Origin of the sequence: Dyella sp. (assembly GCF_036746095.1) — a bacterium.
GTDB lineage: Bacteria > Pseudomonadota > Gammaproteobacteria > Xanthomonadales > Rhodanobacteraceae > Dyella_B.
The window spans coordinates 1-12,366 of record NZ_DAIOEU010000060.1 but is presented as its reverse complement, the minus strand read 5'-3'; the positions used below and the strand labels follow the sequence as shown (position 1 = coordinate 12,366).

At 62.1% G+C, this 12,366-nt stretch carries 9 protein-coding genes and 1 pseudogene; 8 read left to right on the top strand and 2 right to left on the bottom strand.

Annotated elements, in window-relative coordinates; all coding sequences use genetic code 11:
• The first annotated feature begins 70 nt into the window (after positions 1 to 70).
• From V7M64_RS18515 to V7M64_RS18505, 3 genes are read left to right on the top strand one after another with little or no spacing between them, the layout of a single operon-like run.
• Positions 71 to 2,197, top strand: coding sequence for a response regulator (locus tag V7M64_RS18515; protein ID WP_333681189.1), 2,127 nt, complete (start codon positions 71 to 73; stop codon positions 2,195 to 2,197).
• Positions 2,198 to 2,207: 10 nt separating this feature from the next.
• The gene (locus V7M64_RS18510; protein ID WP_333681187.1) at positions 2,208 to 2,603 is read left to right on the top strand and encodes a response regulator; all 396 of its coding nucleotides are present in this window, start codon (positions 2,208 to 2,210) and stop codon (positions 2,601 to 2,603) included.
• A complete protein-coding gene (locus tag V7M64_RS18505; RefSeq protein WP_333681186.1) occupies positions 2,600 to 4,270 on the top strand; it encodes an EAL domain-containing response regulator in 1,671 nt (556 codons plus the stop codon). The genes V7M64_RS18510 and V7M64_RS18505 overlap by 4 nt, the downstream gene beginning before the upstream one ends.
• 21 nt (positions 4,271 to 4,291) lie before the next feature.
• Here the strand turns inward: V7M64_RS18505 and V7M64_RS18500 are convergent, their stop codons facing one another.
• Together V7M64_RS18500 and V7M64_RS18495 are read right to left on the bottom strand one after the other, a co-directional pair.
• Entirely contained in the window at positions 4,292 to 5,746 is a 1,455-nt protein-coding gene (locus V7M64_RS18500) for an FAD-dependent monooxygenase (protein WP_333681185.1), read from the bottom strand.
• A gap of 180 nt (positions 5,747 to 5,926) precedes the next feature.
• Positions 5,927 to 6,184 (bottom strand): hypothetical protein, encoded by a 258-nt coding sequence (locus V7M64_RS18495; protein ID WP_333681183.1) that lies wholly within the window; start codon positions 6,182 to 6,184, stop codon positions 5,927 to 5,929.
• Positions 6,185 to 6,236: 52 nt separating this feature from the next.
• Between V7M64_RS18495 and V7M64_RS18490 the strand changes: the two genes are divergently transcribed.
• From V7M64_RS18490 to V7M64_RS18470, 5 genes and pseudogenes are all read left to right on the top strand, one after another.
• The gene (locus V7M64_RS18490) at positions 6,237 to 6,470 is read left to right on the top strand and encodes a hypothetical protein (RefSeq protein WP_333681181.1); all 234 of its coding nucleotides are present in this window, start codon (positions 6,237 to 6,239) and stop codon (positions 6,468 to 6,470) included.
• Between the two features lie 314 nt (positions 6,471 to 6,784).
• A complete protein-coding gene (locus V7M64_RS18485) occupies positions 6,785 to 9,244 on the top strand; it encodes a GH92 family glycosyl hydrolase (protein ID WP_333681179.1) in 2,460 nt (819 codons plus the stop codon).
• A gap of 567 nt (positions 9,245 to 9,811) precedes the next feature.
• Positions 9,812 to 10,027, top strand: a pseudogene (locus tag V7M64_RS18480) (winged helix-turn-helix domain-containing protein); the annotation flags it as partial.
• A gap of 60 nt (positions 10,028 to 10,087) precedes the next feature.
• The gene (locus V7M64_RS18475) at positions 10,088 to 11,674 is read left to right on the top strand and encodes an FAD-dependent monooxygenase (protein ID WP_333681205.1); all 1,587 of its coding nucleotides are present in this window, start codon (positions 10,088 to 10,090) and stop codon (positions 11,672 to 11,674) included.
• Positions 11,664 to 12,209, top strand: coding sequence for a hypothetical protein (locus tag V7M64_RS18470; protein WP_333681178.1), 546 nt, complete (start codon positions 11,664 to 11,666; stop codon positions 12,207 to 12,209). The genes V7M64_RS18475 and V7M64_RS18470 overlap by 11 nt, the downstream gene beginning before the upstream one ends.
• Positions 12,210 to 12,366: the final 157 nt, after the last annotated feature.

Genomic DNA, 12,366 nt, shown 5'->3' with positions numbered 1-12,366 from the left:
TCCCACGGCTGGCGCAGCAGCGCCATCCCGCGCAGAGGGACGAACCATGCGGGTAGAGGGGACTAGCCTTATGAAACTACCTACGTCGGCCGGTAGGGCGGCCAAGTCGGTGGGAGCCGTGTTGCTGTCTGTCAGCATGCCTTTGCTGGCGAAGGCGCCCATTGATGCATCCGCGCAAACCGATATTCGGGACGGCGAATACCTGCTGATCGGCGCGCTGCTGTTGCTGGTGATCATGGCCGTGGGGCTGATACTTCTTTACCGGCGCGTGCGGATCCAGCGCGAGGAGATCCGCGCCAATGCGCATCTGCTGGAAGACTTTTTCCAGCATTCCAATGTGGCGATGAAGGTGAAGGACAAGCAGGGCCACATCCTGCGCGTCAATGACACAGCGGCAAACCTCATGGGGCGCCCCGCGAATGAATTGCTGGGCAAGAAGATCGACACGGTGGCCACGCCCGAAACGGCCGAGCTGATCGGCAAGCACGATCGCGAGGTCATCCAGGGACACGGGGTAACGGCCTATGAAGAACAGGTCAACTACCTCGGCGGTTCCTACACCTTGCTGACCCGGCGCTTCCCGATAACCGATGAGCGCAATGCCGTCGCCGGCGTGGGCGTGATCTCGATGGACATCACGCAACGCATGCACACCGAGCAGGAGCTGCGCATCGCCAAGCTGGAAGCCGAGGCCGCCAACCGTGCGAAATCGTTGTTCCTGGCCAACATGAGCCATGAACTGCGCACGCCGCTCAACAGCATCATCGGCTTGAGCGAACTGACTTTCGAACAAGCCGAGGAGCATGAGGACCGCGAAACCGCCGAGATCATGCAGCGCGTGGTCAATGCCGGACGGCACCTGCTCTCGCTGATCAACGACATTCTGGACATCTCGCGCATCGAGTCCGGTCGCATCGAACTGCACACCGAGGTGGTCCATGTGCAGACGCTGCTGGACACCATCATCAATTCCATGCAACCGCTGGCCAAGGCCAACGGCAACAGACTGCTGCTGGAGATCGCACCCGACGTGGATTCGGTGTGCGTCGACGTGACGCGCTTGCGCCAGGTCGTCCTCAACCTCATCGGCAATGCGATCAAGTTCACACGCAATGGCGAGGTGAAGGTAAAGGTTTCCAGCCAGCACGAGCAGTTGCAGATCGTGGTGGCCGATACCGGCATCGGCATGACGCCGGAGCAGTTGCAGCGCATTTTCGAGCCGTTCGAGCAAGCCGATCGCTCCATTGCGCGCCGCTTCGGCGGTTCCGGCCTGGGTCTTACCATCTCGCGGCAACTACTTGGACTGATGGAAGGGCACATCAGCGTAAGCAGCGATATCCAATCCGGTAGCGTGTTCACTGTGACGCTGCCGATCGGCGACGTCAGCAGCGCCGAAGCACACCCCGCCCTGGCCACGCTTGCGCCGCAGCCTGCATCCGGACGCAATCCGGTGGTGCTGGTGGTGGACGACGACGAAGATGCCTGCGAGCTGGTGCGCAATGCGCTGGAGCGCGACGGCATCAACGTGGTCAGTGCATCTTCCGGCGAACAGGCGTTGACGCTGACGCGTTCGCTGCGGCCGGCGGTGATGGTGCTGGACATCCTGCTCGGCGACATGACGGGCTGGGACGTACTCGCCGCCATCCGCGCCGATCCGGATCATGCCGAGCTGCCGGTCATTCTTTGCACAGTCACCGATCCGGACCAGCGCACCGGCGTGCTCGGCGTGGTTGAACATCTCACCAAGCCGTTCGATCGCGAACACCTGAGCCACCTGGTGCAGCGTTTCGTCGGCAACGCAACCAGCAGTTCGCTGCTGGTGGTGGACGACGATGATTTCTATCGCGACTCGATTGCCAACATGCTGCGCCAGGCCGGCCACCAGGTAGATACCGCCCCCAACGGCGAGCATGCGCTGAGCATCATGCGCAACCGTCCGCCGGACCTGCTGCTGCTGGACATGGTCATGCCCGGCATGGACGGCCTGGCGGTGATCGAGGCCATGCGCACCGATCCGATGCTGGCTCCGGTACCGATCATGCTGGTGACCGCGGCGGATATTTCGCCGGAAATCTCCCGCAATCTGTATGAGCGTGCGGTGATGCTGGTCCGCAAGGACGCTCCCAACCATGTCGACGTGGTGTATCACGTCCACCGCCTGCTGGATAAGTTGCAGATACCGACGAACCGGACGTAAGGGGAGCAACATGACCACCGTGCTCTACGTCGAGGACGACGACGACAACGCATTCATGCTGGGGCGCCGCTTGCAGCGGCATGGCATCGAAATACGCCATGTCGAGGATGGCGAAAAGGCGCTGATCGCAGCGGTGTGGAAACGTCCCGACGCGGTGTTGCTGGACATCAACCTGCCCGGCATCAACGGCCTGGAAGTGTTGCAAAAGCTGCGCGCCAACGTGCTGACCAGCGACGTGCCGGTGATCGTGCTTTCCGCGCACGTGATGGAGGACGACATCCTCAAGGCGATGCAGGCCGGCGCCAATGCGTTCGTGCCCAAGCCGATCGAGTTTCCGAAACTGCTGGACGCGCTGCAACGCGTGATCAAACACGACAGCCCCGATCTGGAGGACAGCGCACCGTGAGCCCGGATGCTCGAATACTGATCGTGGATGATGACGAAAACAGCCGATTCATGTTGCGCAAGCGGCTCAAGCAATTGGGCTTCCAACATGTGAGCGAGGCGCGCGACGGCGAGATCGGGCTGGCCGAGGCGTTGCGGCAGCCACCGGACATCATGTTGCTGGACGTGATGATGCCCGGTTCCGACGGCGTGTCGGTGCTGCGCGCGATGCGCGCGGACGACCAGTTGCGCGATATCTCCGTGCTGATGATCTCCGCGCACGATACGCTGGAGATGGCGGCCCAATGCATCGAGCTGGGGGCCGAGGATTACCTGGCCAAGCCGGTGCTGATGCCGCTGCTGCGCGCACGCATCTCGGCGGTGCTGGAGCGCCGCCGCCTGCGTGCCGTCGAGCACACGTTTCTTTCCCACTTCGATGCGCAAACCCAATTGCCCAATCGCGCCGCGCTCCTGGAACGCACCGAACGCATCATGGCCGCTGGCCGCTCCTTGGCGCTGGTCGCGGTGGCATGTAACAACCATGCCAACATCGCGCTCGGCACGGACGAGCTGCAAGCCGCCGCGTTGCTGCGCCGGCTGGCGGCGCACGTGCAGGCGAAGTGGGAGCAAGTCGACACGGTCGCGCGCGTCGCCGAAAACATGCTGGGCTGGCTGGTGCCCGATGTGCTGCCCGACCAGCAACTGATCCTCGAAGTGCAGGCGGTACTCGGCATGTCGCCACATGCGCCATCGCCGTCGCTCAGTTCGGTGCATGCGCTCACCGCCAGCATTGCCGTTTGGCCGGCCGAAACCGCGCCGGTCGAGGCCGCCGAACTGCTGCGGCTGGCCATGAACGAGGCAGCCCGCACCGATCCGCTCAGTGACGAGCGCGTCATCCTGGCCGACCCCGCGCTGCGCACACGAACCCGCACTGCGCTGACCATTCATCAGCAACTGGAAGAAGGGCTTGAGCGTGGCGAACTGGAGCTTTACTTCCAACCGATCTTTGCCGTGCAGAACGAGCAATCACCAGTAGGTGCCGAAGCCCTGCTGCGCTGGAACCATCCGCAACAAGGCGTGCTTGTGCCCGGGCAGTTTCTGGAGGCCATCGAGCACACGCCACTGATGTGCCGGGTCGATGCATGGGTGATGGAACATGCCATCGCCAGTCTCCAAGCGTGGGGTGAAAACCTGCCACCGTCGTTCCGGCTGCACGTGAATGTCACGGCGCGCAGCCTTGCATCGGGCCGGCTGATGGACATTCTCACCAGCAACCTGCAGGAGTCGGTGCGCAAGCATCTGGCGATCGAGCTGACCGAACGCCTGTATGTCACCGACATGCTTTCCTGCGGCGCCGCCTTGCAGTCGCTGCGCACGCTGGGCATCCACGTGGCGCTCGATGATTTCGGCACCGGTTTTTCTTCGCTGAGCCACGTCAGCCTGCTGCCTTGCGACACCATGAAGATCGATCGCAGCTTCGTCAGCGGCATCGACGTCGACGTGCAGACGCGCCGCTTGCTGGAATCGATGATCGGCATGGCGCGCTCGCTGGGGCTGACGGTGATCGTGGAAGGGGTGGAACAGGATGGCCAGTTGGCCGTGCTGCGCGAGCTTGGGTGTTCGTTCGTGCAGGGTTACCTGCTTGGGCAGCCGCGGCCGGAGATGGATTTTTTGCGGCATTTGCATTGAGGTTGGTCAGTCCATACTTAGTTACGCAGGTAACCCGAACCAAGCCGTGAGCGCATCCACCAATCCTGCGTGCGCCTTTTCTCCTCCCCACGCCACATAACCATCGGGCCGAATCAACACCGCAGCAGGCGCATCAACCTGCCCGATCACCGGTAGCTCCCACGCACCGGTGTACGTGGCTTCGACCAACTGCACACGATCTGCCCATGGCGCGATGTCGATATCGCCCGAACTGCCGAAGTTGATCAGTACGGGCCTGGCATCATGCAGCAGCGTAAAAATCCGCACCGGTCCATCTGCGACCATCACATCGAGATCCGGCATGCGCCGCCCCAGCAGCGGATGCCCCTCACCGAAGTCGTAATGGACGTCCAAACCGGACATCATGCCGGCCAATCGCTTGCGCGGCTCGTCCATCCCAACCAGTTCGGCAAACACGTCGCCCAGCGCCTTGCTGCGTGCATCGCTGCGGCGAAGCGCCGTCTGCGCCATCGTGTTGTGCAGCACGCGCGCACCCACCGGATGGCGTTCGGCGTGATAGGTATCGATCAAGCTTTCCGGCGATATCCGCTTGATGACTTGCGCCAGCTTCCAACCCAGGTTCACGGCATCCTGCACGCCGATGTTCAGTCCTTGGCCGCCGACGGGAGGATGCACGTGCGCGGCATCGCCGGCGAGCAAAATGCGTCGATCGCGATAGGCTACGGCCTGGCGAGTCATATCCGTGAATCGCGAGATCCAGGTGGGACGATGGATGCCGTAATCGGTCCCATAAACACAGATCAACGCTTCCTGGATATCGCACAACGTCGGTTCGTCACCGGATCCTAGTTGCGCTTCGGTAAGCACCAGGCGTGCGCGTCCATCTTCCAACTTGCCGATCGCTTGCATTCCGGCGTCGGTATGGCGGATGCCCCACTCGGGTTCTTCCGCCATCTCGGCCTCGGCGATCAACCAGCTTATCGACGGCTCCCATCCGGCAAATTCGATGCCGGCCAGTTTGCGCACCAGGCTGCGTCCACCATCGGAGCCGACCAGATATTGCGCGCGCAGCGAGCCGTCATCGGATAACTCGATATCGACGCCAGTATCGTCTTGCGTGAAACCGGTTACTTCGCGCTCGCGATAAATGGGCACGGCCAGCTCGCCCACCCAATCGGCGAGGATACGTTCGATGTGCTTCTGCCATAACCCAAGCACGTAGTTGTGCCGGGTGGGAAAATCGCTGATATCCAGTTGCGTGTGGAAGTGCAGGAACGGATACGTTTTTCCTTGTGAGAGGAACCGATCGGCGATACCCCGTTGATCGAGAACTTCGATACTGCGCGAGTGCAGGCCACCGGCGCGCGAGCCATCCAGGTCCTGGCTGGCTCGCCGTTCGACTATGGCGACGTCGATCTGTGCCAACGCCAGCTCGGCGGCCAACATCAACCCTGTTGGACCTGCTCCGACGATCACCACTGCATGTCTGGCCATCTCACGACTCCCGCTTTTTCGCTGGCTCCGGCAACGGCGGGCGATGCTGCAGCAGGACCCGGGACTTATGGCAAGCCCCCCGGTGCGCTATATTCTGCAGCGGGGCATATATCTCTCTGTTTTTCTTGCCGCGAGTGGGTAAACACACGCGGCAAGGCGCACGGGCAAAGCGCTCACCGTTCATAAGGGACCGGCTGTCGTGGGTGTGCCAAGCATCAGCAGTTCGCCGCCGATAACTGGCTTTTTTTCAAGCCACTTCGACCATGGCAGGCGATCGTCGCCGCCGGCGCCTGCGGTCTCGACGACTTCGTCGACCACCGTCGCGGAACCGCTGGCTTCGGCGATTGCATCCGCGCTGACGCAACTCGGGCTGATTGACGCCGCTCCCGCGACCGGTGGTGCAAGCCATACGATCACGGCCGGCGATACGCCATCCACCCCGCTTTCTCCGCGGGAAAACGCGACTCAGCCGATCCAGCAGTATCGGAGCGTGGCGGCGTCCTCCTCCAATCTCGCGCAAGCCTTGAGTGCCACCCATGCAAGCGGCGCCAGCAGCTTGCCGACGGTATTGCAAGGCCTGTGGACCTCGCTTGGCTCGTCGTCCGTCGACGCTTCCAGCGGATCGATGCCGAGCTTGCCCTCGTTTTTGAATACGTTGGCGCGCAACTTGAGTGAGAGCGGCGTGACCGGGTTGCGCGGTGTGTTTGTCGATACCGTGGCTTGATGCCTGTCTCGTGCTGGGCGGCCCCGGCCTATCAGGACAAGGGCCGACAGTACCGATAAACGCTGTGCGTGCATTTTTGCGTTGCCGCAAATTTTCAAATAAATATTGCCAAATCAAGTAATTAACGTCGACGAAGAAAAATTTGGATCGAGACAAATTTTTCGTTTACAGTCGTTCGGTAGCCTTGGGCCCAATCAGCCAGGCCTTGGCCTTACCAAGTGAGTGCGTTTTGCACGCGTTCGGGGCAATGATCCCGCAAGCGTTTCGCTGACGCCTTTGCTTCCACGACAACGAGAAATCTGGGGAGTAGCAACATGGTGTCACGTCGAAGGTTCCTGCAGGGCTTGGGGGCGGCGGCTGCGTTGGGCGGTCCGCTGCCTGCGCTGGCGCGATTGGCGAAGAATCCGGGCGCAGCGCCGGGGGCAGCCGGCGGCGCGGCATCCAAAGCCAGTGGCGTGTCGCGCTATGTGGACGTGTTCGTCGGCACCGGCGGCCACGGGCATACCTATCCAGGCGCATCGATGCCGTTCGGCATGGTGCAGCTGAGCCCCGATACGAATGACGCCGGCTGGGACGCGTCGTCCGGCTACCACCAGGGCGACGGTTCGATCATGGGCTTCTCGCACACGCATTTGAGCGGCACCGGCGCGGCGGACATGCTCGATGTGCTGGTGATGCCGGCGCAAGGCGAGGTGCTGCTGCAGCCCGGCGATCGCGGCCTGCCCGATAAGAATTACCACTCGCGCTTCGATGGCGTGGCCAGTTCCGGGCCACTGCTGACCGAACACAACCAGGCGCACCCCGGCCGCGGCTATCGCTCGCGCTACAACGCGGAGCATGCGCGTCCGGGCTATTACAGCGTGCACCTGACCGATCACGACATTCGCGCGGAGCTTACCGCGAGCATGCGCGCGGGCCTGCACCGTTACACCTTCCACGGTGCCGGCAGCGGGCATTTGATGGTGGATTGGGCGCACGGCTTCCACGACGACTACAAAGTGCCCTGCAAGGTGACCGATGCGCAGCTCAAGCTGGTCGGCAACGATACGCTGGTCGGCAGCCGGCGCGTGCATCAGTGGGCGGATGGGCGTTACATCTACTTTGCGATGAAAGTGTCGCGTCCGTTCTCGCACGCCACGCTCTATTCGGATGACGTGGCGGCGCCTACCGGCACCGGCGAACTCAAGGGCACGCACCTCAAAGCGGTGCTGCGCATCGACGACGTCGCCAAGGAACCCGTGCTGGTAAAGGTCGGCATTTCCGGCGTGGACATCGAAGGCGCCATGCGCAATCTCGATACGGAAATTCCCGCTTGGGACTTCGATCAACTGCAGCAGGCGGCCGCCGACGCATGGGAGCGGGAGCTCAGCCGCATACGCGTGGAATCCTCCTCGGAACGCACGCTGCGCGTGTTCTACAGCTCGCTGTATCACACCATGCTGGCGCCGACGCTGTTCAGCGACGTCGATGGCCGCTATCGCGGCATGGATCTGGCCATCCATCAGTTGGCGCAGGGCCAGAATAACTACAGCACCTATTCGCTGTGGGACACATACCGCGCCCTGCATCCGCTGTACACGCTGTACCAGCCCGAGCGCGTGCCGGACTTCCTCAATTGCCTGGTGCGCATGGCGGAAGAAAGCCCGCAAGGTCCGGCAGTGTGGCCGCTGCAAGGCGTGGAAACCGGTTGCATGATCGGTTACCACTCGGCGGTGGTGCTGGCCGAAGCGCAGGCGAAAGGCTTCACCGGCATCGATTACGCCAAGGCCTGGCCGATCTATCGCAAGCGCGCGATGGAAGACGATTACCGCGGCCTGGCCTACTACCGCAAGCTCGGCTACATCCCCAGCGACAAGGAACCGGAAGCCGTCAGCAAGACGCTGGAGTACGCCTACGACGACTGGGCCGTGTCGCACATGGCCGATGCAGCGGGTGAGAAGGAACTGGCGAACAAGCTGCGCGAGCGCTCGCGCAATTACCGCCACGTGTTCGACACCAAGCTCGATTTTGTGCGCCCGCGCGGCGAAAACGGCGAATGGCTGGAGCCGTTCAATCCGCGCGCCATGGGCCATTCGAAGGAATGGCGCGATTTCACCGAATCGAATGCCTGGCAGGCTACTTTCCTCAACCAGCATGACCTGTACGCGTACATGGGTTTGTTCGGCGGCCCTGACGCATTCGAGCGCAAGCTCGATGAGCTGTTCACCACCAGCTCCAAGCTGCCGCCGGATGCGCCGCCGGATATTGCCGGCATGGTCGGACAGTATGCGCATGGCAACGAGCCGAGCCATCACATGGCTTATCTGTATGCATACACCGGCGCGCACTACAAGACGCAATCGCGCGTACGCATGTTGGCCGAAACGATGTATCCGCCGGATCCGGACGGCCTTGCCGGCAACGAAGACTGCGGCCAGATGAGCGCGTGGTACATCATGAGCGCGCTGGGCCTTTATGCGGTCGACCCGGTGAGCACGAATTACGTGTTCGGCAGCCCGGTGCTCGACCACGCCGAGATCAAGCTTGCCGGCGATCGCAAACTGGTGATTCGCGCCTTCAACAATGGATCGAACCGTCCGTATATCCAATCGGTGACGTGGAACGGCAAGCCATGGACGAAGAGCTGGATCAGCCATGCGGAACTGGCTGCCGGCGGTGTGCTGGAGTTCCATATGTCGGATAAGCCGAACATGGCGTTCGGGGCGAAGCCGGAAGACCGGCCGCCGGCGTTCGGCATGGCGGCGAGCGACGTCGTGGCGATGGATGCAGGCTGATCGCGCCAGGTAGGTTTGATGAGACAAACCCGAGGCGATTCGCGGTCGTATCGGGCTTTTTCTGCACGGCTTCTCCATAGATTTGCGGTATCTCCAAGGCCGTCATTCCCGCGAAAGCGGGAATCCATGTTGCTCCGACGCAAAAGCAAAGAGGGATTCCCGCTTTCGCGGGAATGACGGCCTTGAGGTTAAAGATAAACGTCTTGGCCAGATTCACCACCCACCCCAACCCTCTCCCCGGAGGGGAGAGGGAGTAAAAGCATCAAACATTTAGACGTCCAATTGTCGACACAGGCCACTTGCGTGATGTTCAAGGCCATTGATGCACGGAATGCATTTCGCACACGAACTTCATAGCAAGCTCAGCACATCAAGGTCTTGCATCGCGTGTGGGGCGATGCAAGGTGACATGATCCCAGCATGTCACCATCGGGTCTGTTTCCTGCACTCCCTCCAAGAAGGGAATCGGACCCACGAAGCCCCGGCAACCAGTCCCCGGTTGTCGGGGCTTCATTCTCTTCGGCGTTCGCAACGCATGGGGCCGTATTCCAAGGCGTACCGCTGGAGCTGGCGCTGACACCGGTGGAATTCCGCCTGCTGAAAACGCTGGCGGCCAATCCCGGCCGCGTGTTCTCGCGCGATCGGCTGCTGGACAACCTGTATCTTGATCACCGCGTCGTCACGGATCGCACCACCGACAGCCATATCAAGAATCTACGTCGCAAATTGGAACAGGCAGCACCGGGACAGGATCCGATTCGCTCGATCTATGGAGTAGGCTAGAAGCTGGAAATCGAGTGACGGCAGGCGCGGTTCGCGCCTTAGGAGCACGAGGTGCACACGATGCGCTGCGATGTGCTGATCAGCGGAGCAGGCCCGACCGGCCTGGTGCTGGCGCTCTGGCTGACCAGGCTCGGCGTAAACGTACATATCGTCGACAAGACCTCCGCGCCGGGTACGACATCGCGTGCCCTCGCCGTGCAGGCGCGCACGCTGGAGCTCTATCGGCAATTGGATCTGGCCGACGCCGTGGTGGCCCGTGGCCATAAGGTGCCGGCCGTCAACCTGTGGGTGAAGGGTGGACGCAAGGCGCAAGTGGCGTTCGAGACGATCGGCTCGGAGCTCACGCCGTTCCCTTTCCTGCATATCTTTCCCCAGGATCAGCACGAACGTTTGCTGATCGAGCGGCTGCAGCAACTGGGCGTATCGGTGCAGCGTGGAACGGAACTGCTGCGCTTTACCGACGACGGCAACCAGGTGCTGGCGACGCTGCGTGGTCCCGATGGCCATGAACAAGCGTGGGAAGCGCACTATCTGGCCGGCTGCGACGGCGCCCGCTCGCGGGTGCGCGAGACGCTGGGCACGCAGTTTCCTGGCGGCACGTACAAGCAAGTGTTCTACGTGGCCGACGTGGACGCATCCGGGCCGTCGATGGACGGACAGTTCCATATCGACCTGGACGAGGCGGATTTCCTGGCCGTGTTTCCCCTGGCCGGCGAAGGCCGTGCGCGCCTGATCGGCACGGTGCGCGACGAGCGCGCGGAACATGCCGAAACGCTGCGCTTCGAAGACGTGAGCGCACGCGCCATCGAGCATTTGAAGGTCACGGTCAAACAGGTGCATTGGTTTTCCACCTACCGCGTGCATCATCGCGTGGCGGAGCATTTCCGCCATGGCCGCGCGTTTCTGCTCGGCGACGCCGCGCACATCCACAGCCCGGCCGGCGGGCAAGGCATGAATACCGGTATCGGCGATGCGATCAATCTTGCCTGGAAACTGGCTGCGGCCATCCACGGCCACGCGCCGGACGCCGTGCTGGACAGCTATGAAGCCGAACGCATCGGCTTTGCCCGTCGCCTGGTGGCCACGACGGATCGCGTGTTTACCTTCGCCACCGCCGAAGGTCGCGTGGCGGATATCGTGCGCACGCGGCTGGCACCGCTGGTGCTGCCTGCGGCGCTGCATTTCGAGGGCATGCGCGAGTTTCTGTTTCGCATGGTGTCACAAATCACCTTGAACTACCGCGGATGCCCGTTGAACGAAGGTTCTGCCGGTGACGTACACGGCGGCGATCGCCTGCCATGGGTGGCCACCGGCAATGGCGACAATTTTTCCAGCCTTGCCGCCATGGCCTGGCAAGTACACGTGTATGGCGAGGCGAACGCGCCTTTGCGCGAGTGGTGCGAGCGGCATGAACTGCCGTTGCATGTCTTCGACTGGCAACCGGCCTGTCGTGAAGCGGGTCTGGCGCGCGATGCGCTTTACCTGATTCGACCCGACACCTACGTGGCCATGGCGAATGCGCAAGGCGACCCGGACGCCGTAGACAATTATTTTACAAGCCGTGGCATTAAGCTCGGAACAGCGCACGCGATCCTTTCCGCCCGATCCGGCCGCGTTGCGCCTACAGGGGATCTCGATGAATCCTGAAGAATCCATGCGCACCAAGCGGTCCGCAGCGACACGTGACGATGCCATCGGCACCTCCACCAAGGTCGCAAGCATTGTTGCTGCGGTGGGCGGCTGGGCCGTCGGCATGTACAGCGGCATCAATCTGCTGGTGCCGTTGGTGGCCACGGCCTTCGTGTGGCTGGTGGGTCGGAACGTTTTCAGCGAACGCAAGCAGATCGCACTGCCGGCGTTCTGCGTGCAGGCCGGTCATCTGACCTGGTTTGTCGTCGGCGCGGTGATGAGCCGCCAGCTGGCGAACCCGGTACTGATTGATATCGCATGGCTGGCCATCGGCTTGACCTGGTTATGGCTGCGTCCGGGCAAGCTGGCCTTGTATGTGCTGATCATCTATCAGCTGCTGGCATTGCCGTACGACTTGTTGCAGTTTTCGCAGGCGGAATTCGGCACCACCGCGAACAAGGTGCTGCTGTTGCATGTGATCTGGCGATGCCTGGCGCTGTTTTATATGGCGCGGATGTTTTATCGATTGGGAGAGCCGGTGCAAGAGCAATAACGCGGTGCATAGGTCGGGGTGAGCGAACGGGAACCCCAATGATCACACGGCTCGCGGCATCCGCGCCGGGAAAATCTCTCCAGAACCGTCATTCCCGCAGATGCCCACTGCTGTCCGGGGAAAATGAAGTTCTTCAGAAATGCGCGGGCATAGCACC

Coding starts and splice junctions, on each gene's coding strand:
- V7M64_RS18485 (WP_333681179.1), top strand. CDS start 6,785: ATGGTGTCACGTCGAAGGTTCCTGCAGGGCTTGGGGGCGGCGGCTGCG.
- V7M64_RS18500 (WP_333681185.1), bottom strand. CDS start 5,746: ATGGCCAGACATGCAGTGGTGATCGTCGGAGCAGGTCCAACAGGGTTG.
- V7M64_RS18470 (WP_333681178.1), top strand. CDS start 11,664: ATGAATCCTGAAGAATCCATGCGCACCAAGCGGTCCGCAGCGACACGT.
- V7M64_RS18475 (WP_333681205.1), top strand. CDS start 10,088: ATGCGCTGCGATGTGCTGATCAGCGGAGCAGGCCCGACCGGCCTGGTG.
- V7M64_RS18515 (WP_333681189.1), top strand. CDS start 71: ATGAAACTACCTACGTCGGCCGGTAGGGCGGCCAAGTCGGTGGGAGCC.
- V7M64_RS18510 (WP_333681187.1), top strand. CDS start 2,208: ATGACCACCGTGCTCTACGTCGAGGACGACGACGACAACGCATTCATG.